The 23,457-nt window shown below is 36.2% G+C and carries 20 protein-coding genes and 1 pseudogene; 13 read left to right on the top strand and 8 right to left on the bottom strand.

The window, feature by feature from the left end:
* Positions 1–169: 169 nt before the first annotated feature.
* Entirely contained in the window at positions 170–1,678 is a 1,509-nt protein-coding gene (locus I5776_RS16715) for a hypothetical protein (protein ID WP_202777469.1), read from the top strand.
* A 138-nt stretch (positions 1,679–1,816) separates the two neighbouring features.
* Here I5776_RS16715 and I5776_RS16710 read toward each other — a convergent pair whose 3' ends face one another.
* Complete coding sequence (locus I5776_RS16710; protein ID WP_246483824.1) at positions 1,817–2,815, bottom strand: DUF3231 family protein; 999 nt, start codon at positions 2,813–2,815, stop codon at positions 1,817–1,819.
* A gap of 285 nt (positions 2,816–3,100) precedes the next feature.
* Between I5776_RS16710 and I5776_RS16705 the strand changes: the two genes are divergently transcribed.
* From I5776_RS16705 to I5776_RS16680, 6 genes are all read left to right on the top strand, one after another.
* On the top strand, positions 3,101–4,090 hold the full coding sequence (locus I5776_RS16705) for a LacI family DNA-binding transcriptional regulator (RefSeq protein ID WP_202777468.1): 990 nt from the start codon (positions 3,101–3,103) through the stop codon (positions 4,088–4,090).
* A gap of 36 nt (positions 4,091–4,126) precedes the next feature.
* Positions 4,127–5,140, top strand: a complete 1,014-nt coding sequence (locus I5776_RS16700; RefSeq protein WP_202777467.1) for a Gfo/Idh/MocA family protein — start codon at positions 4,127–4,129, stop codon at positions 5,138–5,140.
* Between the two features lie 220 nt (positions 5,141–5,360).
* Entirely contained in the window at positions 5,361–6,353 is a 993-nt protein-coding gene (locus I5776_RS16695) for a Gfo/Idh/MocA family protein (RefSeq protein ID WP_202777466.1), read from the top strand.
* Positions 6,354–6,400: 47 nt separating this feature from the next.
* Positions 6,401–7,378 carry an ABC transporter substrate-binding protein gene (locus I5776_RS16690; RefSeq protein ID WP_202777465.1) on the top strand — a complete coding sequence of 326 codons (978 nt, stop codon included), beginning with the start codon at positions 6,401–6,403 and terminating at the stop codon, positions 7,376–7,378.
* Between the two features lie 131 nt (positions 7,379–7,509).
* Positions 7,510–8,997 carry a sugar ABC transporter ATP-binding protein gene (locus I5776_RS16685; RefSeq protein ID WP_202777464.1) on the top strand — a complete coding sequence of 496 codons (1,488 nt, stop codon included), beginning with the start codon at positions 7,510–7,512 and terminating at the stop codon, positions 8,995–8,997.
* A gap of 22 nt (positions 8,998–9,019) precedes the next feature.
* Positions 9,020–10,063, top strand: coding sequence for an ABC transporter permease (locus I5776_RS16680; protein WP_202777463.1), 1,044 nt, complete (start codon positions 9,020–9,022; stop codon positions 10,061–10,063).
* 69 nt (positions 10,064–10,132) lie between these two features.
* On the opposite strand, the pseudogene I5776_RS16675 reads toward I5776_RS16680, so the two are convergent.
* From I5776_RS16675 to I5776_RS16665, 3 genes and pseudogenes are all read right to left on the bottom strand, one after another.
* Positions 10,133–10,444 (bottom strand): annotated as a pseudogene (locus I5776_RS16675) (DMT family transporter); the annotation flags it as partial.
* Between the two features lie 21 nt (positions 10,445–10,465).
* A complete protein-coding gene (locus I5776_RS16670) occupies positions 10,466–10,789 on the bottom strand; it encodes a DMT family transporter (RefSeq protein ID WP_202777461.1) in 324 nt (107 codons plus the stop codon).
* Between the two features lie 92 nt (positions 10,790–10,881).
* On the bottom strand, positions 10,882–11,712 hold the full coding sequence (locus I5776_RS16665; RefSeq protein WP_202777460.1) for a hypothetical protein: 831 nt from the start codon (positions 11,710–11,712) through the stop codon (positions 10,882–10,884).
* A 65-nt stretch (positions 11,713–11,777) separates the two neighbouring features.
* Between I5776_RS16665 and I5776_RS16660 the strand changes: the two genes are divergently transcribed.
* Positions 11,778–12,269 (top strand): DUF3231 family protein, encoded by a 492-nt coding sequence (locus I5776_RS16660; RefSeq protein ID WP_202777459.1) that lies wholly within the window; start codon positions 11,778–11,780, stop codon positions 12,267–12,269.
* 31 nt (positions 12,270–12,300) lie between these two features.
* On the opposite strand, the gene I5776_RS16655 is transcribed toward I5776_RS16660, so the two are convergent.
* Positions 12,301–13,704, bottom strand: a complete 1,404-nt coding sequence (locus I5776_RS16655; protein WP_202777458.1) for a vWA domain-containing protein — start codon at positions 13,702–13,704, stop codon at positions 12,301–12,303.
* Between the two features lie 314 nt (positions 13,705–14,018).
* Between I5776_RS16655 and I5776_RS16650 the strand changes: the two genes are divergently transcribed.
* Both I5776_RS16650 and I5776_RS16645 read left to right on the top strand, forming a co-directional pair.
* Entirely contained in the window at positions 14,019–14,411 is a 393-nt protein-coding gene (locus tag I5776_RS16650) for a globin domain-containing protein (protein WP_202777457.1), read from the top strand.
* 147 nt (positions 14,412–14,558) lie between these two features.
* On the top strand, positions 14,559–15,014 hold the full coding sequence (locus I5776_RS16645) for a DUF2269 family protein (RefSeq protein WP_202780836.1): 456 nt from the start codon (positions 14,559–14,561) through the stop codon (positions 15,012–15,014).
* 34 nt (positions 15,015–15,048) lie between these two features.
* On the opposite strand, the gene I5776_RS16640 is transcribed toward I5776_RS16645, so the two are convergent.
* Positions 15,049–15,516 (bottom strand): CBS domain-containing protein, encoded by a 468-nt coding sequence (locus I5776_RS16640; protein ID WP_202777456.1) that lies wholly within the window; start codon positions 15,514–15,516, stop codon positions 15,049–15,051.
* A 139-nt stretch (positions 15,517–15,655) separates the two neighbouring features.
* Between I5776_RS16640 and I5776_RS16635 the strand changes: the two genes are divergently transcribed.
* Positions 15,656–16,054, top strand: a complete 399-nt coding sequence (locus tag I5776_RS16635) for a hypothetical protein (RefSeq protein WP_246483823.1) — start codon at positions 15,656–15,658, stop codon at positions 16,052–16,054.
* 209 nt (positions 16,055–16,263) lie between these two features.
* On the top strand, positions 16,264–17,676 hold the full coding sequence (locus I5776_RS16630) for an alanine/glycine:cation symporter family protein (protein ID WP_202777455.1): 1,413 nt from the start codon (positions 16,264–16,266) through the stop codon (positions 17,674–17,676).
* Positions 17,677–17,719: 43 nt separating this feature from the next.
* On the opposite strand, the gene I5776_RS16625 is transcribed toward I5776_RS16630, so the two are convergent.
* Together I5776_RS16625 and I5776_RS16620 are read right to left on the bottom strand one after the other, a co-directional pair.
* On the bottom strand, positions 17,720–20,170 hold the full coding sequence (locus I5776_RS16625; protein ID WP_202777454.1) for an SH3 domain-containing protein: 2,451 nt from the start codon (positions 20,168–20,170) through the stop codon (positions 17,720–17,722).
* Positions 20,171–20,370: 200 nt separating this feature from the next.
* Complete coding sequence (locus I5776_RS16620) at positions 20,371–21,738, bottom strand: amino acid permease (RefSeq protein WP_202777453.1); 1,368 nt, start codon at positions 21,736–21,738, stop codon at positions 20,371–20,373.
* Positions 21,739–22,139: 401 nt separating this feature from the next.
* Between I5776_RS16620 and I5776_RS16615 the strand changes: the two genes are divergently transcribed.
* The gene (locus I5776_RS16615) at positions 22,140–23,396 is read left to right on the top strand and encodes a PucR family transcriptional regulator (RefSeq protein ID WP_246483822.1); all 1,257 of its coding nucleotides are present in this window, start codon (positions 22,140–22,142) and stop codon (positions 23,394–23,396) included.
* Positions 23,397–23,457 lie beyond the last annotated feature (61 nt).

Below are 23,457 nucleotides of genomic sequence, written 5' to 3'. Positions count from 1 at the left end.
AGTCAAAGTTCAACTAATCCCTTCGTATCATTTCTGTTAGGATATAATTATGCTATTATTTTCCTATATAGGTAATACAAGGAGGGAGTCTGGTGCGATAAACTAAGAGAAAACTAGTTTGCTATCTACTTAAAATTGTATAATAAATTACTTTTTGGAGATGATGATTATGAAAAGTATCCGTAAGTTTTCTATTTTACTAGTAGCGCTTTTTTGTATATTTTTTTCTTTCAACAATAGTTACGCTTCAATGCACAAAGTGAATTCGACTACCAGTGGCGCGTTTACTTCGAAAACAATTTCTAAAGGAACTAGTTATGAATTTTTTAATAAAAGTAAGAAAACAGGTTCTATAAAAATAGTAGGAAATCTTAAAGCTGACTATGATTATGTTGTATACGATAAGAAAAAAGCAGTAGTAACAAGCCAGATTGTGCAATGGGTGGATCGAACAATAACAGTACCAGCAGGTGGAAAGGCAGTCATTACCGTACAAAGCAAGACGTCAATAAAAGCAGGCGGTCCAAAGAACGTGTTCCAAGGAAAAGCAAGTAAAACACCAGCGTTTGTCAGAAGCACAATTACTAAAGGAAAAAGCTATGAGCTGGTAAACACGAGTAAGCAAACCGGCGCTGTAAAAATAGTAGGAAATCTTAAAGCTGACTATGATTATGTCGTATACGACAAGAAAAAAGCAGTAGTAACAAGTCAGATCGTGCAGTGGGTAGATCGAACAATAACAGTGCCAGCAGGTGGCAAAGTGGTCATTACCGTACAAAGCAAGACGTCAATAAAAGCAGGCGGTCCAAAGAACTTGTTTCAAGGAAAAGCAAGTAAAACACCAGCGTTTGTCAGAAGCACAATTACTAAAGGAAAAAGCTATGAGCTGGTAAACACGAGTAAGCAAACCGGCACTGTAAAAATAGTAGGAGATCTTAAATCCGACTACGATTATGTCGTATACGATAAGAAAAAAGCAGTAGTAACAAGCCAGATCGTGCAGTGGGTAGATCGAACAATAACAGTGCCAGCAGGTGGCAAAGTGGTCATTACCGTACAAAGCAAGACGTCGATAAAAGCAGGCGGTTCAAAGAACTTGTTTCAAGGAAAAGTAAGTAAAACACCAGCGTTTGTCAGAAGCACAATTGCTAAAGGAAAAAGCTATGAGTTTATCAATACGAGTAAGCAAACTGGCGCTGTAAAAATAGTAGGAGATCTTAAAGCCGACTATGATTATGTTGTATACGACAAGAAAAAAGCAGTAGTAACAAGCCAGATCGTCCAGTGGGTAGATCGAACAATAACCGTACCAGCAGGTGGAAAAGTAGTCATTACCGTGCAAAGCAAGGCGTCGATAAAAGCAGGCGGTCCAAAGAACTTGTTTCAAGGAAAAGTAAGTAAAACACCAGCGTTCGTTAGATCCACAATCACTAAAGGGAAAACCTATCAGCTTATCAATACGAGTAAGCAAACAGGTGCTGTAAAAATAGTAGGAGATCTTAAAGCCGACTATAATTATGTCGTATATGATAAGAAAAAAGCAGTAATAACGAGTGGGTTGGCTCAGTGGGTAGATCGAACAATAACAGTGCCAGCGGGTGGAAAAGTAGTCATCACAGTAAAAAGTAAACAGTCAATAATCGCAGGTGGTCCAAAATTGTTGTTTGTAGGTAAATAAATTAAAATAAACTTCTCCCTGAATGTTACAGTTATACAATCAGGGGGAAGTTTAGATAGCTGATTGAAAATTAAATCCCACTAGTTTTACATGAATATCAAATAATATGTGAGCCTGGCAGGACAAAATCCGTCTTTACTACTTTTCTTTTGCAATTTCTTTTCTATTAGGTGCAAGTGGTGGTTGTTCTAACCATTTATTTTGCACCATGATATTAAACCATTTCTTCGTTACCAATAGATTTTTTAAAATGGTACTCTCGTAAGCGGCAACAAGGTCTGTTCGCATAGCTGAAGCAAGACCCGCTCCATGGTAATTTTGTGCAGCTTGGAAAAGGAACCCGATATGATACAACATTAACTTATCGGAGAACGGAGAATCCGTAGAAGTTGTCACTTCTGTTTCCCAAGATTTCGGAACTGGTAGGTTATCCGCTTGCATGATTTTTGCAAATGTTTTTATTTGACCATCAGCGGTTACCTCAGAATCCGTGAGAAACTTTCTTACTTCTTTCGTTTGGGCGACTTGACTGAATGCTATCGAAAGAGTTTTAGCCATAATACTTTTTTTAAGGTTTAAAGAAATACTGATAATCTCTGTAGCAGCTAAACGTCTTCCTTTTCCGAAAAAACCATCCGAAAAATCTTTGCTAGAAACGTACTCAGGATTCTTAGCAGGATAAAATAACGGGTCCCTTTGGAAACTTCCCTTTTCAAGCAATAACTCAATTGTTTGATGATACATTCTTTTTGCTTCGTTTTCACAAGAATCGTAAAAATCTCTTAAGTCTTTTCTAACAGAAACTGCTAATGAAGTGTTGTGGCCTAACAATCCATGCAATGTCATTATATGTAAGTAATTTAGACTAAATATATCTGTGAATAATCTTTCTTTATCATGAAACATGTCGGAGTCAGTAAATCCAATAGGAACTGGAAACCCCTCATCCTTAATGAAAGCTACGATTTGTTCCTTTTGTTTACCGAACGTCTTAATCGCATCGTGAAAAATAGCCTTTATTGACTCATCCTCAATGATTGTAACCATGTATCTATTAACCACATCTGTCATTGTACCATTGATATACTCTCCCCACAGTGTTCCAATTTCGGAAGATGTAAGTTTTAATTTAGTCAAACTATCACCTCATTGTGTTTTCGTAAGCTTATCATTTAAAGTACCCATAATAGAAAATTAAATGTAAAAAACTGGCCCATTTTACGTTATGTCCACCACTTATCGCCGACAGATCTGGGGGGGATTAGAAAAAATGTAATCCATTACACCCTTCTAATATGAACGAATCACCATTAGGAACTGAATGAATTTATTATTAGTGAATAATTCATCTCATTTCATAATATGAATTACTAATGTAATCGATTACAAGTGATTATCAAAAGACGAAAGTGGGAAAGCCTCATGGCAAATATCCAACAAGTAGCGCAAAAAGCAGGTGTTTCCGTTGCAACGGTATCCAGGGTGCTTAATAACAGGGCATCCGTAAGGCCAAAAACGAGGCTTAAGGTTGAAAATGCAATAAAAGAACTTAACTATGAACCGAGCATGTTAGGAAGAAATCTAAGAAACTCCGAAAGTCGTCTTTTACTCGTTTTGATTCCTAGTATTTCAAATCCCTTTTACACAGAAATTATTAAAGGCATTGAAAATATTGCAATCATAAATAATTACAATTTCCTTCTTTGCGAAACGGATTCAAACCCGCAAAGAGAAAATATTTATTTTAACATGGTAAAAAATAAACTTGCCGATGGTCTTATATCAATGGATCCAACTGTTAATATGCAAAAACTAAATGAATTAGCTGAAAGTCATCCAGTTATTCAATGCAGTGAGTACGACGAAGACGGGACAATTCCGTACGTTACGATTGATAACGAATTGGCTGCCTACCACGCAGTGAAACATTTGATTAAATTAGGAAATGAAAACATTGCGCTCATTAATTCTGATGAAAAATACCTTTACACCCGCCAGCGCAGAAAGGGATATGAGCGGGCATTAAACGAGTTTCATCTTCCGTTTCGTAATGAATGGATGTACAACTGTGAACAGCTTGATTTTGAAAATGGTGTCCATGCAATGAGAATGCTTCTGCAATTACGGGAAAAACCATCAGCTGTTTTTGCCGTTTCCGATACATTAGCCATTGGGGCGCTGAAGGAAATAAATGTAAGTGGTTTGAAAGTACCTGGCGATATCGCTGTCGTAGGTTTTGATAAAATCAGCTTCTCCAATATGACAAATCCAACCCTTACGACGATTGCTCAGCCGATGTATAAAATGGGATGTACCGCAGCAAACATGTTAATAAATCGGATTAAAGGAAACAAAGTGGAAAGCATTGTTTTGGATCATGAATTAATCATTCGCGAATCAACAATGGGATAGTAAAAATGTGAATTTTTTCGTAGGAGGGCATCATCCTTGGGAATAAAAGTTGGCATCATAGGATGTGGTTCAATAACAAAATTTCGTCATGCACCTGAGTATAAAGCCAATCCACATGTGGATGAAATTGTTTTCTTTGATCGTAATCCAGATAGGGCAGAGGCGCTTGCAAAGGAATTTACTGGGCGTGCAGTCAAAACGGTAGGGGAACTGTACAAAGATCCAACGATTACAGCGATTAGTGATTGTTCTTCCAACGATGCCCATCATATATATTCCTCTAATGCTTTGTTAAACGGGAAGCATGTTCTTTGTGAAAAGCCACTAGCGATCAATGTCGAATGTGCAGAAATTATTCTGGAAGCCCAGCGGAAATCCGGTAAGAAATTAATGGTTGATCATAATCAACGATTTGCGAAAGCCCATCAAAAAGCGAAGGAAATTATCGAAAAAAAGGAATTAGGTGAGGTACTAACTTTTAAAACGGCATTTGGTCACCAAGGACCAGAAAGCTGGGGAGTGAATAAATCGAATGCCACATGGTTTTTTAAGAAAAACCGCTCCCACTCTGGCGTAGCAGGTGATCTAGGAATTCATAAAATCGATTTAATTCATTACTTATTGGACGATGAAGTGGAAGATGTTCATGCTTTTCTCGGTGCACTGGACAAAGTCGATGAAAACGGACAACCAATTGAAGTTTGCGACAATGTCGTATGTGCATTAAAGACGAAAAAAGGTCGATTAGGAACCGCCTCGTTTTCATGGACCTACTATGGTTCAGAAGATAATTCAACGACCATTTACTGTCAGAAGGGGATTATCAAAATCTATCACCATTCAGTAAATCAGCTAATTATCGAAACGAAGGATGGAGAAGTGATCAAGTATGAGTTAGGGAACATTCAAACAAATGATCATCAAACTAAGAGTGGTGTCATCGATGCCTTCATTGATTCCATTATTCATGATAAAGAACCACCCGTAACAGGCAGCCATGCTCTTGCCACACTGAAAGTAATTGAGAAAATACTAGCATGTAAGGAATAGAGCCTAGTCAAAAAGTAATGAACTTTCAAAGGATTTTTATACTATTTTTGTAACGGATTACATACTATATGTAAACAATGATTATTTCAGTTGTAATAAAGTCATTGATTCACCATGTAATCAATTACACCTGAGGGAGGGGTGTCATGTTACAACCGTTCGAGTGTGTCAAACGTTCTTACTACTATCTTTTAGAAATAATCGATACATGGAGGTAGGGATGAAGAACATCGGCCTTGTTGGTTTAGGTTTTATCGGCAAAACTCATTTGGAAGCGTACGGGAAAATTGATCATTGTCAGGTAACGTCTATATGTACGAGTAATAAAGTAATAGATCGGGAGATCATTTATAACGGTTCTTTTGTTACTGCTTATGAAGAATTATTAAATGATAAAGACATAGACATCATCGATATATGCCTACCAACCTATTTACATGAAGAATATATTTTACGAGCAGCAAATGCCGGAAAAAGTATCATTTGTGAAAAACCATTAACATTATCGATAGAATCAGCCAATCGAATAATTGATGCTGTGAATAAAAATAATGTAAGGCTATTTGTTGGGCATGTCCTACGATTCTGGCCGGAATATAAGGTAATTAAATCGTTTAGCGAAAATGACAGATTAAAAGATATAGAGATTATCCATGCCAAACGATTAGGTCAGGCTCCTAATTGGAGCAGCTGGTTTCAGCACCCTGAAATAAGCGGTGGAGCATTGTATGATCTCCACATACATGATATCGATTTCCTCTATTATCTACTTGGTGAGGTTGATACAGTGTACGCTGTTGGAAATAAAAACAAATATGGTGCGTGGGACCATATCATGACGACCATTTTATTTAAGAATAAAAGTAAAGCATTTGTAGAAGCTTCACAAAGAATGCCAATAGGATATCCATTTACAATGTCATTTAGAGCACAAACGAGTGAAAGCACATTAGAGCTAAATGTAAATGCCGGCGATAATATTGAAAATATTAATGAAAGTAATCATCAGTTTATATATTATTCCAATCAGAAAAAGACGCCAATCAAAATAGAAAAAGGCGATGCATTCCAAAATGAATTATCCTATTTTGTGGACTGTATAGAAAACAACCAAAAGAACCGCATAGTCCCTTTAGAAGACGTTTTATATACCTTAAAACTATTACATGCTATAGAAAAATCATTGATAACAAAACGAGAAGTTCAGTTATAGGTTTCATTAGGTATCATAATAGATTAATACTAAAGGGGGATATCTTCATGAAAAAGGCAGTATCTGTAATGTTGTTGCTCGTTTTAATGATTGTGCCACTACTAAGTGCATGCAATTCTAAAAGCGCAAGTGATGATAAAGATGACAAGGGCACAAAGGATACGAAAAAACACAAGATTGGTATTCTAGCACCGGCTGTTACACATGGCTGGGTTGCTGCGGTTGCCTACAATGCTGAAGCTCGTGCAAAAGAACTCTCCGACAAGATCGAGTACAAAATTCAAACAAGTAATAATGCCGAAGAAATGACTTCCCAATTAGATGATTTAAAAACATGGGGAGCAGAAGCAATAGTCGCTTTCCCACAATGGGAAGGAATGGAAGTACCAATACAACAGGCACTCGATGCAGGAATCAAGATTGTAAATTTTGATATTAAAATCGATGTCGATGGCGTCTATCGGGTTGCCGGCGACAACAAGGATATGGGAATCCAAGGTGCAAAGTATATTGTAGACAAAGTCGGCAAGGAAGGGAATGTAGCTGTTCTTGAGGTACCTTCATCAGGATCTGTTTCCGAACTGAGAAAAGAGGGATTTGTTAAAACGCTTTCTGAAATTGCACCTGATATGAAGATTCTTACGTATGCAACAAAATTTACAAGAGAAGATGGATTAAAGGATTTTGCTGATATTTTAACAAAGAACGCAAAGATAGATGCCGTTTATTCAATGGATGACGAAACGTCCGTCGGCGTCCTGCAAGCCATTAAAGAAGCAGGAAGAAAAGATATTAAGGTTGTTACTGGTGGAGGCGGAATGCAGGAATACTTTAAGATGATGCCGGAAAATAAAAATCTTTGGATCGAATCAGCCCTTTACAGCCCTGCGATGGTAAAAGACGCCGTTGACGTAGCCCTTAAACTTCTAAATGGTGAAGAGGTTTCGAAGGAAACAATTATCCCTACAACGATTGTCGACAAAGACAATTATAAAGACTTTCTTGATGAGAATTCACCATACTAATCTACGAAACATGTTAAAAATGAAGATGCGAGAAGGAAAAGGCAGAAAATCATACCCATACGTGCACGATCCATATGAGGGGTTATGGCATAGCTATAGCCTCTCTTTTAACAAAGATTGAAGGTGATGTTATGAATATTGAGATGAAAAATATTAGAAAGTCTTTTGGGAGCAATAATGTGTTGAAAGATGTGTCTTTCACATTAAAAGGCGGCGAAATTTGCGCTTTATTGGGTGAAAATGGAGCGGGAAAGTCAACATTAATGAACATACTGGGTGGCGTTCATCAAATGGATGCAGGGGCAATCTTCATTGATGAGAAAAAAGTAGAGTTTAACACGCCAGCACATTCTCAAGAGGCTGGTATTGCCTTCATTCATCAGGAACTTAATCTTATCAATGATTTGCCGATATATGAAAACATGTTTCTTGGTAGAGAACTAAAAAGTAAGCGAGGAAGACTTGACCTCGAAAGAATGATTCAAGAAACAGAAGAAGTGTTTAGACAAATGAATGTAAAGCTAAATCCTAAAACGATGGTTCGTGATATAGATGCTTCCTATAAACAAATTGTTGAGATATGCCGGGCAATGATGATGAAAGCATCAATTATCATTATGGATGAGCCTACCACCTCGTTAACGTATCAGGAAATTGAACGAGTTTTTACGATGATGAAAACGTTGAAAGACAATAATGTCGGGATTATTTTTATTTCCCATAAACTTAATGAAATCATGCAAGTTTGCGAAAGGTACATCGTACTCCGGGATGGTCAACTAGTGAATGAAGGAAAGGTTGATGAAGTAACTACTGATGATCTAGCCCGTTTCATGGTGGGGCATGATGTGAGAACGGAACCACTTTTACGAGAGAAAACGCTAGGAAAGGAAGTTTTGCGTGTAGAGGGACTTACATATCGCCATACATTTCGAAATATTAGCTTTTCGATAAAAGCGGGTGAAATTCTTGGAGTTACTGGTCTTCTAGGAGACGGACGAAGCGAACTCTTTCAGTCTATTTTTGGAGCGGAAAAAGTCACTTCCGGTAAAATTTTCTTACATGGAAAAGAAGTGAAGATTACTAATACAACACAGGCAATCAATGAAGGGATTGCTTATCTTCCTGCGAATAGGAAAGAAAATGGAATCATTAAGGATATGAATATCTTTGAAAACGCCTCCATATCCACATGGCCCAAATTTTCAAAAAGAGGGGTTATACAGACTAAAAAACTTGCAGCAAACTTCGAAAAACAACGATCAGCCTTAAGAATTAAGATGGGGAAGATAACAGAGAGCATTACTAGTCTTTCCGGAGGGAATCAGCAAAAGGTTGTTTTAGCCAAATGGCTTTCGGCCGGACCTAAACTGCTTATATTAGACAACCCTACCCAAGGGGTCGACGTAGGGGCGAAGGAAGATATTTATGATATCATTTTGAAACTTGCAGAAGAAAACATTGCCATTGTTGTACTTTCAAGTGAAGGGCAGGAAATTATCCGTATATGTGATCGGGCACTTGTCATGTACCATGGGGTGATTCAAGGTGAGGTTACGGGAAGATCAATGAAAGAACATACGATTATGAATCTTGCGACGGGTGGACATCTATCTTAAGTAAAGAGAGGGGGATGAGAGGATGAATATGGTGGCAGAAAGAAATAAACACTTTTTTGAATGGTTGAAGGATAAATGGACAAATAATCCGCTCTTTAGCACGGCCATAGCGTTCTTAATTATGGTAATCCTGCAAACACTAGTTTTAGGTTTTGATTATGATTCTTTCGGCAGCTGGTTTCATTCGTGGTTAAACAATTGGATTAATATCCTTAGGAACAATGCAGGGATTGGAATCATCGCATTAGGCATGACTTTAGTCATTATGACGGCTGGAATTGATTTATCAGTAGGATCGACTTTGGTAGCTACAGGTGCTTTTTCAATGATCCTTCTAGATACTGGTGCACGTGGTATTTTAGGTAATCTAGGAATCTCGGGAATACCTGCATTTGCAATTACCATTCTCTTAGTATTAGTATTCGGCTATTTATTAGGTATGTTGATAGGTGTGACAATCACCAAAGGAAAGACACCCCCATTTATTACAACATTAGGTGCGATGATGATTTTCCGAAGTGTTACACAGCAATACATGCAAGGGTATAATCCGATTGTACCGAAGGAGTTCCTTCAAATCTCAAACTTCTCAATTGGCAATTATATGATTATGCCAATTATTTATTGGGCAATAATTATCTACATTCTTTACTATGTGTCTAAACGAACTGTTTTTGGAAGACAAATCATTGCTGTAGGATCGAATGAACGATCGGCCATGCTTTCCGGTGTCAATGTAGACAAGGTAAAAGTGCGTGTATATGCGCTAATGGGCGTACTCGTTTCTGTAGCAGCTATCATTCAAGTTACCCGTATTGGATCTATGGATTTTGCAAATGCGGGTCGGGGAATGGAAATGGACGCTATTGCAGCAGCAGTAGTCGGCGGAACGAGTTTGATGGGCGGACGCGGTATCATTATGGGAACTGTTTTTGGAATGTTGATCATTGCTGTTATGAACAATCTATTAAATTTATTTGGTGTACCGCCTTTCTTAAGAGAAGCATTTAAAGGATTAATTGTCATTGGAGCAGTACTTCTGCAAAGAAAGGAAAAAATAGCTTAAGAGGGGCAGTGGACTGTATGGTCCATTGTCTCTTAGTTTGCAGGTTCCTTTCCCCTTCCTTTTGCATCTAGAAAAATTCAGTAATACAACGCCGCCAATAATTAATAGGATTCCAGCCAACTTAAGTGTGCTAAATAGCTCATCCCATATAAATATCCCAATGAGAGCTGTTAGTGCTGTTCCTACTCCGGACCAAATGGCATAAGCTAAACTAAGCGGTATCGTTTTGAGTGCTAGGGATATGAAATAAAAGGAAAGTCCATAACCAATAATCACTGCTAGAGATGGAAGTAAATTTGTAAACCCTTCGGACATCTTGAGCATGGCAGTAGCAAAAACCTCTCCAATAATAGAAATTGCTAAAAAAATATAAGACTTCATATGTATTCTCCTTTCATATATTCAATGAGCTCCTCCGTAATTTAAAAAAATAACCCCACCAATAATTAATGTTAAACCTAATAATTTTTTACCATTAAACTTTTCTTTATATATTAACACTCCTACTAATGCTGTAAGTGCAGTACCTAAACCCGCCCATATGGCATAGGCAATTCCGAGCGAAAGTGTGTTAAGCGCGATTGATAAACTAAAGAACGCCACCCCATATCCGGCAACAACCCCAATAGAAGGAATAATGTTCTTAAATCCATTTGCGGCTTTCAACATAGAACTGCCAAATACTTCACTTACAATGGCTACAATCAAAAGTACATAAGCATTCATCGTGTTTCCTCCCTCGTTATCAAAGTAAATATTTGATTGAACAATTTCCTTGCAATAAGAGGGACAGTGGACTGTTTAGTCCACTATCCCTCTTAAAATTTAATTTGTTTTAATTTTGAGTCTTGGATGTAGAGTAATTCTCCCTTTTTGGCGTCCATCGAATAAAGTTTGAAGCCATCTTTCCAGTAATCGATTTTCATTATTTTTTTTAATAGCTTCCCTTTAAAATCATATAATCCTAACGTATCGTTTGACCCATCCCATGCTGTACCAAGGAAGCGCTTTTTGTTTAAATCAACATCTAATATTGCTGGAACATCTCCACTAAACTTAGGAGCTAGTTTGGTTATTGTGTTTTTTGAGAAATCATAGTAATAATTTACATTGGCTCCCGCATTCCAATCAGTAACGATTATGCCGTTATTAGAAGCGTAATAATTCCCGTCACCACAATACCCGCCAGTAAATAGCTTTACTTTTAGTGGAATTGATTTAACACCTTTTCCATTCAAATCCATGCGATATAATTTATCCTTTTTTACGAAATAAATATATTTACCTTTGAACCAGAAATTATCCGCACCTTTATAGATGGTTGTTTTTTTCTTTGTTTTTAAAGAATATTTTATTACTGCATAATTACCAATGGCTTGATTTTGTACCTTTGCGTAATAGATATATCCTCCATTCACCGCAAATGGATTTTTCGTAAATGAGGACAATTTATCAGTCATGACTTTCGTTACTTTACCCGTTTGGCTCCGTTTATAAAGTTCTAATATATCGGCAGTTCCCCCACCGCAGCCACCACCGGCATAACTTGCTGAGAATAGAAATTTAGTAAAATACAATTCTTTACCCACAGCTTGAACATGTTGAATGGGTAACGTTGTAGCACTCCAAGTATCCCCAAATTTGACCACCAAGCAATGTTTCATTCATTAATAATTTAACATATCTGACAGATGTGTTTGGTGAACGTAGAAGAATGAATTCAATTGAGAGTGGGAATATCTTTTTTAATTTACAAAAAAGTTTAATGGCAAAAGCTTGTTTTTTTGCTTTTAATCAAGTATGTAAAGATAAAGAAATCAACCATTTTATTGATAATTGTATAAATGGAAAAAATAAGCATATTGGGGTTTTCTCGAATTTACTGCTTAAAGAAAATTTGCATTCTCCGCGTTCACTAGAACCCGAGGTGGTAAAATCAAACGTTTCCCCTTTTTCGGATAAATTAATTCTGTTTCATTCTGGATTTTTAATTGCGGCGGCCATTTCGTATTATGGAAGTGCAGTGGTAACAAGTATTAGAGCTGACATCGCGTTTCATTGTGAGAAAGCTATTTTTGATGATCTAATACTTTTTGGGGGATTTGGAAAATTACTCATTAAGAAAAAATGGCTTGAGCAGCCACCGTATGCAGATGACCGAAAAATAGTTTCACAAATAGGGAAAGAAAACCAAGGATCATTTTAAAGTCGATCCTTGGTTTGTTTTGATATAGTATTTATAAATCTAAGTCTTTTGTAATCCGATCAATTATTATTTTTAATCTGTCTGCCGTATCGAAAATTTCAGTGTTTTTATCATTTTGAATCGAGTCTGCGTAGTTTTTTATTGCCTCATGACGTTTAAATAGCAAATCGTAGGTGGAAGATTTTGTGTCGTAATCGATTATTTTATCTTCAAGTAATTGGTTTAATGCTTTATTCATACGATCAAGCTCACGGTTACGGGAGGTAATCTGATTATTATAAAGCTTTCTTAGTTGATTGGACATACCGACTGAATCCCAATTTATGTTATTATGATTGCCTGCAACCCAAAATCTCCATGTCGTTTTTCCCATGCTTTCTTTCCAAGATTTTGTAATTTCATCGTCTAATTGCTGTTTATTTTTTACAGATGTGTACTCGCCACCACCGGCTTTTGCTACTTCTTTTAGTTGGCGATCGGCCTCATTATCAACATCAAATCCGATAATGTTAATTTGTACGTCCATCTTCGCTTTCTTTGCTTCCTTCGCTGCGTTCACGGGATTCCCGCCGCACGTTTCAATTCCATCACTTACAATATAGATAAAGTTTTTCGTGTGTTCATCACTTGCCTGCAGCAATTGTTTTTCCGCTTTTTGAATAGCTGCCGCGAGTGGAGTCCAACCACTTGCGTTAAATTGATTTAATGCTTTAGAAAATGTCTCTTTCGAATAGCTTTTTAAAGGATAAACGGTTTCAACACTACTACATGATAATTTTTTATCTTTGTCGGCACCAGTTCCTTTATGTCCAAATACGGATAATGATACATCGGTGTTTTTCGGAAGGCTTTCCGAAAAGCTTTTCAAGCTTGCTTTGGCTAACTTCATTTTGTTTCCACCCGGAACATTTGCCTTCATACTTCCACTTGCATCAAGAAGAATCGCAATATTTACCTTATCCGGACCTTTATTTAATTCTTCCTCATTTACGTCTTGTAATAAACGACCATCAGGTAATGTCAATTTATCATATTTTACTTCAAAATCTTTCATCGGTTGAATGGTATCGCTATATTGTGTTCGGAAATTTGTGATGAGTGATTGTGCCCATTTTTGTGCGTTCCATTCTTTCGTTTCGACCTTTTTGATGGAACTTATGTATTCATTGATTGCTTGGTCAACCGTAGGAGTGTATTCTTCATTAGGCGCCAACTCTTTTGTCCTATTATATTTTTCAAATAAGTTGCCCGCCGGCTCCTTTTCAATTTCTTCTGCAATCATGCTAAATGGTATTTCCGGTATTTCCCCCTTGTCCTTAGCTTCCTCAACAGTCTTTGTTGGTTCCTTCTTCGTACTTGTTTTCTCGTTCTGTTGGCAACCCGTAACGATGATACCGCAAAGTAGGAAGAAGAAAAATAATGATTTTTTATTCAAATCCCCATCTCCTATCTTGTTTTGGAAATTTTCGCCTTTCTCTAAATTAGTATAGAAAATGTTTTACAGAGTGAAAAGAGGGCTTTGTGCCTAGTGTGCTGAGAGATTAGATAGAAAATCCAATTGTTCTTTCGTTTCGATTCCTTCAGCAGTCACTTGTAATCCAAGCTGGGGGACCAGTGTAATGATAGTTTTGACAATAACTAGGAAGAATGTGATATACTTCACTGATTTAATTTTTTCAATATAGTATTATTGAAATAGCTATTATAATTATTTTTATTATAAAAAGATGAAGTAGGGAGGTAGGAAAGATGTCAGAATCTCGTTTGCAAACGCTGTATGATCAAATTGGTGGAGATATTATAGATGAACTTGTAAATGCTTTTTATCCTAAGGTGTATGATGATCCCGATTTAAGCCCGTTGTTTCAAGGGGATATGGGTGAAATTATGCGGAAACAACGGTTGTTTTTAACACAGTTTCTTGGTGGACCTGCCCTTTATAGCCAGGAATTCGGCCCTCCTGCGATGAGACGTCGTCATCTTCCTTTTGAAATAACACCAAAGCGTGCTGAATGTTGGTTGCGGTGTATGGGGGAAGCGTTTGAAGAGGTAGGATTAGACAAACATCCAGCAGGGGGGGTTTTTTACAGTCGATTGCAGCAAGTCGCCGCAATTATGGTAAATTCAACTGATAGTGAATAAAGGGAGATAGGTATTCTCCTTTTTTTCGCTTGGAAATCGTTCGGGCATCTACATAGAGTTGCTTCTCCTTAATTTCAACCAAATTGTCACCGAGATGGAAGATGGAATCGTATATAATAAATATGAACGTTGAATGATGGAGGATTGATTGTGTTAATTTATAAGATACTTGTTTTTATACATATTTTCTCTGCCATTTTAGGCATGGGACCTGGGTTTATTTTGACTAGGATTGCAAAGCCGGCAGATACTATGACTCAAGTGAGACATTCATTTGTGATTAGAAGAGATTTACATATATTAGTGATGATTGGCGGCACACTTTTACTAATAACCGGATTGTTAATGGGGATGCTTAATCCATATCTATTCCATATGGGATGGTATATAACAAGTTTGCTTCTCTTTCTAATTGGTCTAGCAATGGGGCCATTTGTCTTATCTCCAAGGTCAAAACCGATTAAGGAATTATTAGTTTCGTATGAAGGTGAGGAAATACCGGAGGAGTATAAGCGGTTGTCAAAAGAATTGTTTCGATATGAAAACCTTGAAAATATTATTTTTCTTATCATCATTGCTTTGATGATTTTGAAGCCATTTTAAAATGAAACAGCATGGGGGCTCCCATGCTGTTAATTTATAATATTTGAAGTATGTTTTTTTGGATTGTTCGAATAATGTCTCCGCGGCTGATGACGCCGACAACTTTATGATTTGCATCGGTAACCGGAATTTTTTTGAAATGGTGTTTTGCCAAAAGTTTTAAAGCTGTTTCCATATCATCATTTTCTTTCAAAGTTACAGTTCCGTGCTTCTTAGCTATTTTCTTTAAGGGCTGATCTTTCATAGACGCCAACACTTTTTCGAGGTTTCCTTTTTCAAATGTGTAAGCCATCAAGCTAAAGTAATCATAAACCACTTTGTCTTTTAATTGAATGCTTCTTAATACATCTCCATCACTTATCATTCCGACTAGTTTACCATCAGAGTCCACTATAGGTGCACCGCCAATTTTGTTATCAACTAACGTATTCAGTAAATGTTTTATAGAATCGTTTTCATTAACTGTGATTACATCCCGGATCATGAAGTCTTTTACCTTCATAATAAGTGCCTTCTTTCTTATAAGTGATTTTATTTCACATCTTTATTTTAACATACATTTGCAAAAAAACTAATTGAAATATAGGAATATATGTACGCCTTTCACAATATGATGAACTATTGAGAGTGGAGGGATTAAATTGAATAATAATGTTGATTATTTCATTACTAAAGAGATGATTGTGCAGTATGATGAACTGAATCAAAAGAAAAAAGAGGTTGAAAAGGAATTAGAAAAGTTAAAAAAGGCGTTTAATCAATACTTTGATATTGCTGTTGGGAAAAATGTAAAAGGTGAGCTAAATATCAGCGGGTATAAATTACAGAGACAAATTAGAACATTGGAGAAATTTGAACAGGACGAAACGGTAAAAAGGTTGGAAGAATTAAAATTGACGGATCTAATTCAGAAAAAACCTGACGAAGTGAAGATCAAGTCGGCGTTAAATCTTGGATTACTAAAAGAAACGGACTTAGAAGGATGTGTTAAATTAAATTACTCCCAAGCTATTTACGTGAATCCGATTTCTACAAATTAATATTGGTCTCAACATAGTGCCTAAATAGATAGGCTCTTTTTTTATGTTTGAATCCTTCTTTTAAGGTTAAATAAGAATATGCATGCTGCTTTCCTAAATTCATGGGATTCAGTCTTCTATCCTTAAATTCATTGTTGAATAGGTTTAATTTTGATAAATTAAGAATGTTGGTTTGAAAATTACAGCTGAGAGAAGAAGGTGACGGGTGAATGAAAGTATTTGAAAGTTTAGTAAGCGGTACGAATACGGTTCTTTGGTCTTATATTTTAATTATTATGCTAATTGGATTAGGACTTTATTTTACTTTTCGTACAAAGTTTGTTCAATTTAGAATGATAGGCGAAATGATTCGACTATTAGGCGAAGGTGCGAAAGGAGATAAAAAAGGTGTTTCTTCCTTTCAAGCTTTTTGTATTAGTACGGCTTCAAGGGTAGGAACGGGCAATCTTGCCGGTGTTGCTATAGCAATTACCACGGGGGGTCCTGGTGCAGTGTTTTGGATGTGGTTAATTGCATTAATCGGTTCCGCGTCTGCATTTGTAGAAAGTACGCTAGCGCAAATTTATAAAGTGAAAGATGGAGATACCTTTCGCGGCGGTCCAGCTTACTATATGCATAAAGCATTAAATGCTCGATGGATGGGGATAATATTCGCCGTTTTAATTTCGATTACATTTGGACTTGCTTTTAATTCTGTACAAGCAAATACTATTACGAGTGCCTTTAACCAATCATTTGGGATTAATAAGTCGCTTATTGCTATTGTCTTAACAATTATTACAGCAATTATTATTTTTGGGGGGATTAAGAGAATAGCAAAAGTAGCTGAATTGATGGTTCCATTTATGGCGGGAGCTTACATTCTCATCGCTTTATTTATTATGGTAACGAATATTACCGAGATTCCGCATGTGTTTAAATTAATTTTTGAAAGTGCATTTGGGATCAAAGAAGTGGCAGGTGGTGCTATTGGAGCGGCAATGCTGAATGGAATTAAACGCGGGTTATTTTCAAATGAAGCTGGGATGGGGAGTGCCCCGAATGCCGCTGCTACTGCTGAAGTCAGCCACCCTGTAAAACAAGGATTAATTCAATCGCTTGGCGTATTTGTGGACACACTGCTTATTTGCAGCAGTACTGCATTTATCATTTTATTATCGGGTCAATATACATCAAAAGAACAAGATGGGATTATCTTAACGCAAAATGCGCTGGAAACAAGCCTTGGGTCATGGGCGGGAATATTCGTCGCGATTATTGTCTTGTTATTTGCTTTTAGTTCAATTGTAGGAAATTATTATTATGGTGAATCAAATATAGACTTTATCAAAAATAGCAAAGTTTGGTTAAATATATATCGAATTGCTGTTGTCGGCATGGTTGCATTTGGTTCTCTTGCTTCATTGAAGTTTGTTTGGAGTTTAGCAGACTTATTTATGGCGCTAATGGCTATTATTAACCTCATTGCGATTGCATTATTAGGGAAAATTGCCTTCTCCGCCCTAGCTGATTATCGGCGTCAAAAAGCTGAAGGCAAAGATCCGGTTTTCAAAGCTTCGAATATAAAAGGATTGAAAAATGTCGAAGCTTGGGGTGAAACGAATTCAGGTTTGGAAAAATAATGAAAAAAGGTGTCAGGCACCCGGTGCCTGACACTTTTATTGATTATTTCAATTCTTGTGTAATGTAGTAGGAGCTTATCCAGCCGGTTTTTCCGTTGTCTAATTTTATTTTGTACCAACCTTTTGCTTTGTCCATCGTCGGTTTCCCGTCTTTCGTTAAAATAATTTGGACAAATTCATTTTGTTTTAGTACATGAATAATATTTTTGCTGTTGCTTGTAGAAGTTGTGCTACGTACATTTAAATCAGATGTAGTGACTCTTCCTAAATTTTTCACTGAGATATATTTTTTGTAATTATCAAATTTAATGGAGTTTGTCCAATATGTTGTTTTACCGATTTTTACTTTTACCCAAAAATCATTTGTTTTTTCTAGTAGTGTAAATTCCGTTCCTTTTTTGAATGTTTTCTTTTTGCTTGCCGTGTCTCTTTCGCTATAGAAATCTAATACATTATTAGTAGCAGCTTGGATGTCAGCAGGGAAGATATCACTTCCTTCGGGTTTCGTTGGTTGAGAAAACACTTTTGTATTTACGGATGCTTTTTTATAGTAAGCAGAATCAAAAGGCAAAATATTTTGCATATGTTTAGCAATCGTTTTTCCCCAATATGGATCACTTGCGTACCAGAAGTTCATTCCGCCGCTATTTGCATCAATTCTTTTGTTGTTCATGTCTTTCGTACTGAACCCTAAATATGCACCACTGTATTTCCAGTTATTCGGATTTAAATAAGTTGCCTTCATTTCTTGCGCGATATAGTTAATACATTCATCTACACTATTAAATTTATTGGCAGCAATAAATGGAGTGGCATCATAGGCCCCAAAGCCAAATAAATTATTTTTTCCTAATGAGAGAAGTGATGTACCATATGCGCTTTCATGGATCGCATGGGCAGCGAGATAAAGTGAATTCACTCCATATTTATTCCCAGCATTAATAAAGACTTGACCTTTGCCTGTGAGAATACTTTTCTTTCCAGTTAACTTAACATATTTTTCAATATAGTTATTAATTTGTGCGGCGGTTACGGAAGACTTCGTTCTTAAGTCGATAAATTGATAGCCTGTATGATTGGTTATCGGGTCGCCTGTCCGGACTTGAGTTAAATATTTTCCATTCACATAGCCAATCGTTTTTCCGTATTGGATTTTAAACCACCCATTTGAAACTTTATAGCTTGCAATAACAATTTTTGATTTTGGAATGGTGGTTAGGATCGTTGATGAAGCATCGTATGATTTTCTTATATTTAACGCATCTGTTGTGACATAAGTAGTATCGTCTATTTTTTGTTCCTTAATCTTTGAGTATTTTGAAAAGTCCTTAATGAAAACATAGCCTGTTAATCCTTTATAACTAGTACTATACCAATCTCCCCATCTTTCAGAGGTTGTAATGATGGTTCCTTTTGGAATTTTGACTAATTTATTTTGATTTATACCAAAGGATTGATAAAGATATGTGTCTTTTGTTGCCTTGTAATCTGTTTTATTAATTGAATCTGCTGTAGCTTTCGTGACGTCCTGACTATTGATGTATAGTGTTTCCTCGTTGTACGTGATTTTATACATCGTTTCCCCTAAACTATTCGTTACTTCTTCATTGGAGGAAAATCCGTAATTCGCTGCAACGGTATAGGTTGCCGCTCCGTTCGTATCAGGAGTTGAATAGAGTTTCGTTGGTTGGTTCGTAATATAGTAGTTTATATCTGTTTTAGACGTATTATAGGTGATTTTGGAATACTTAGTGAAATCACTGATAAAGATATATCCGTTTTTTCCTTTATAGGAAATGCTATACCAATCTCCGATTCTTTTTTTTGATTGGACAATGGTTCCTTTAGGTATTGCTATTAACTTTTTTTGTGCATTTCCATAGGATTGATATAAATAAGCATTTTTATTCGCTTTATACTTTGTTTGCGAAAATGATGTAAAGGATTTTTTTGATACATCCTTACTGTTCACATATAGTGTTTTTCCTTTGTATGAAATTCGATACCATGTTTCTCCAAGACTATTTATCGCTTTTTGCGTAGAGGCAAATCCATTTTGTGCCGCAACGGTGTAGGTTGCTTTATTCTTTGTATTAGGTTTCGTATAGAATTTTGTTGCTTTATTAGTAAAATAGTAGGTTTTGCTTATCTTTTGATATTGATCATATTCTTTTAAAAAAGAGGAGCTGACCCATCCTGTTTTCGTGGTGTTTTTGTTTTTGGACTTATATGTATAAGATACTTTATACCAGCTGCCTTTTTTTTCAGTTGCTTGAACGATTTTTCCTTTTGGAATTGTGAGAAGTATTTTGTCCTTCGTGCTAGAGCCACTTCGGAGATTTAAACGATCCTTCGTTTGAAAAGCTGTCTTCTTCATTTTAATGGTGGCGGTGCTCGCTTCTGCTTTAATTGCCGTAAGTGAAGTCATTGGCAGTAATGGTGTAGCCATCAATATACTTGTAGAAAGTACAAGAGCTTTCCCCATTTTCTTCATGTAAACTAGCCCCCTATATCTTTAAATATTCTATTTGTCTAGTAATGTATTAAATTGTCTTTATTAGTCTTATTATCGGTTGAACCATACCGTATTTCAATAGTTTATCTAATATTTCTGAATTGGAATGATGCAAAAAAAATGCCAAGCACCAAAACGGTGCCTGACACTTTGTTCAGTATTTAACAAGATGGTGGCAATTATGAGTTTTTCTTTGTTTGTTTGTTGATGCCTTTTCCGTAATAGACGGCTACTAGTAGGAGTAGCCATAATGGTCCGACGATTAAGGCGATACTTGTATCTTTTGAGAATCCCATTAATATGATGACGACTACTAGAAAGGCTAGTGCAATGTAGTTCCCATATGGCCAGAATGGTGCTTTAAATTTGATTTTCGCACGTTCTTCCGGGGACATGTTTTTTCTAAATTTAAGTTGGGATAGTAAGATCATTGCCCATGTCCATACAGCACCAAATGTAGAGATACTTGTAACCCAAGCAAATACTTTTTCCGGCACTAAATAATTTAGAATAACACCGACTAATAAAGCAGCGGCTGAAAGGATAATCGCCAAGGATGGTACTCCGCCTTTATTTACTTTTTTCAAAGATGCCGGTGCTTGATTTTGTTCAGCTAAGTTAAATAGCATACGGCCTGTACTAAAAATCCCGCTATTACAACTTGAAAGTGCGGCTGTAAGTACAACAAAGTTGATGATTCCTGCTGCTTGACGAATCCCGATCTTTTCAAATGTCATAACAAATGGACTACCTGCCGTACCAATTTCATTCCATGGATAAATTGACATGATGACAAATAATGCACCAACATAGAAAATAAGGATGCGCCAGAATACCGTATTTACTGCCTTTGATATGGTTTTTTCAGGATTCTTCGCTTCACCTGCAGTTACCCCAAGCATTTCAATGCCGAGATATGCAAACATGACCATTTGCATTGATAGCAAAATGCCTTTCATTCCATTTGGAGCAAAACCACCATGTTTCCATAGATTGCTGATACCTGTGGCGATACCACCATTTCCAAAACCGAATATAATAATTAATAGACCAATAATGATCATCGCAATAATTGCAACAATTTTAATTAAAGCAAACCAAAATTCAAATTCTCCATAAGCTTTAACAGTGATTAAGTTAACAAATGTCATTATTACAAGTGCAGCTAATGCCCAAATCCAATTAGGAACATCTGGGAACCATAAATGCATATATACACCTACTGCTGTAATTTCAGCCATACATGTAACAACCCATAAAAACCAATAGTTCCATCCAGTAATGTAACCGGCAAGTGGTCCAAGATAATCTTTTGCATAACGACTAAAAGATCCGGCTACCGGGTTTTGAATGGCCATTTCGCCAAGTGCGCGCATAATAACAAACATAATCGCACCCGCGACAACATAGGCAATCAATATTGCTGGTCCTGCTAGTTCAATTGTTTTGGCGGAGCCGAGAAATAATCCTACCCCGATACAGGCCCCTAATGACATTAATGTAATATGTCTTTCTTCAAGGCCACGCTGAAGTTCTTGGTTGTTCATTTGTTCCACCCCTTAAATTAGAGAAATTGACTAATTCTTTGGATAAAATAAGAGAAATATTTTATTCCTTTGTTTAGTTCTTTAGGCAATCAAAAATATTGTGCAATACTATTTTTAATTAAGCCTTCCCAAAAGATTAATAGTTCTATTTATTCTGAAAAATCATTTTACAAAAGAGAATAGCCAATCTTCACCAATATTACTATGAAATTAGTTTACTACAATAATTTTATTTTGACTACTACCTTGTAAACGTTTTCATTAAAGAATTAGGAAGTTTTTTTAGTATATCATAAAATAAAAGAGGATAAAGTTGTGTGAAAAGCAAAAAAGTAATATTTCAATTTGTGTAATTCCACAAAAGGGGAACTGAATATGGTAAAATTAATTATATTTATATTGTGAAAGGGAAGTTTGAAGTGAGCCATTCTCAAAATTTTAAAGATAACTTTGATTCTCTCGAAGGGTTGGCGGATCGTATTGGAGAGATTTTGCAATGTCCTATTACAATAGAAGATTCAAATCATCGAATCATCGCGTATAGTACGCATGAAGAAAATGTTGATCCCGCAAGAATCGCTACTATTATAAGAAGAAAAGTCCCTGATAATGTGATTCATACGCTTTGGAAAAACGGTGTAATGCCTAAACTATTCGAAAGTGACGAGCCAATTATCATACCCGCAATTGAGAAAGTCGGACTCGGAAACCGTATCGCTGTTTCGGTAAGAAAAAATAAGGAAGTTCTTGGCTTTATATGGGCTCAAACTGATCATGAGAATTTCGGTGAGGAGAAGATACAACTCCTTAAGGAAGCGGCAAAATTAGTGAAAAATCAACTTCTCCAACATCAAATAAAGAAAAGGAAAGTGGAAGAGGATTATAATGAATTCTTTTGGAAACTTCTAACAGGACACTTCCAAAAGCTAAATGAAATCAAACGACAGGCCGAAAAATTTAGGATGAATTTGGATGGCGCGTTAGTGATTGCTATTATCGATTTTGATCAGGAAGTCAATCAGCAAATAGAGAAGCATTCCTACTATTTAATAGAAACATTACAACATGCAAAAGTGATATGTCGAGTGTTTGATCAAAATCAGCTCATTCTTCTGCTTCGTTACGAAAACGAAAATACTTCTATTAAAAATACAAAACAATTTATCCAGCAGTTTATTGATAAAATAAAAGAACGATTACAAATCGAACAAGTAAAAGGTTCGTCAGGATTATTTTATAATTCTCCATTACAAATTAATAAAAGCTATACGGAAGCCTTAAAAGTTTTGGAATTGAAAACACATTTCTCAACTGAATTAGCAAAAACCATTTGTTATCAAGAATTAGGGATCTATCAATTTATCGAGGAGCTCTCTCACATTAGAGCTCGGGAACAATATAAAAATTATACAATTGAACAATTAAGAGCATATGATCGAAAACATCAATCGAATCTTTTACTAACGCTAAAGACGTATTTGGAATGTGATAATAATGTTCACGATGCTGCAAAGGTGCTGCATGTTCATACAAACACATTAAATTACCGACTAAAACGAATTGTTGAAATTGCAGAAATAGATTTAAAAGATCCGAATCAAAAGCTAACGTTATTTCTGGATTTAAAAATGGAGGACATGAAGAGTAAGGATTTGTGATTTTTCACAAATCCCCACTCTTATTTTTTATATTATTCATAAAGCAATATGTTAGAAAGAG

Source organism: Heyndrickxia vini, assembly GCF_016772275.1.
GTDB lineage: Bacteria > Bacillota > Bacilli > Bacillales > Bacillaceae_C > Heyndrickxia > Heyndrickxia vini.
This window is presented reverse-complemented; position numbering and strand designations above follow the sequence as displayed.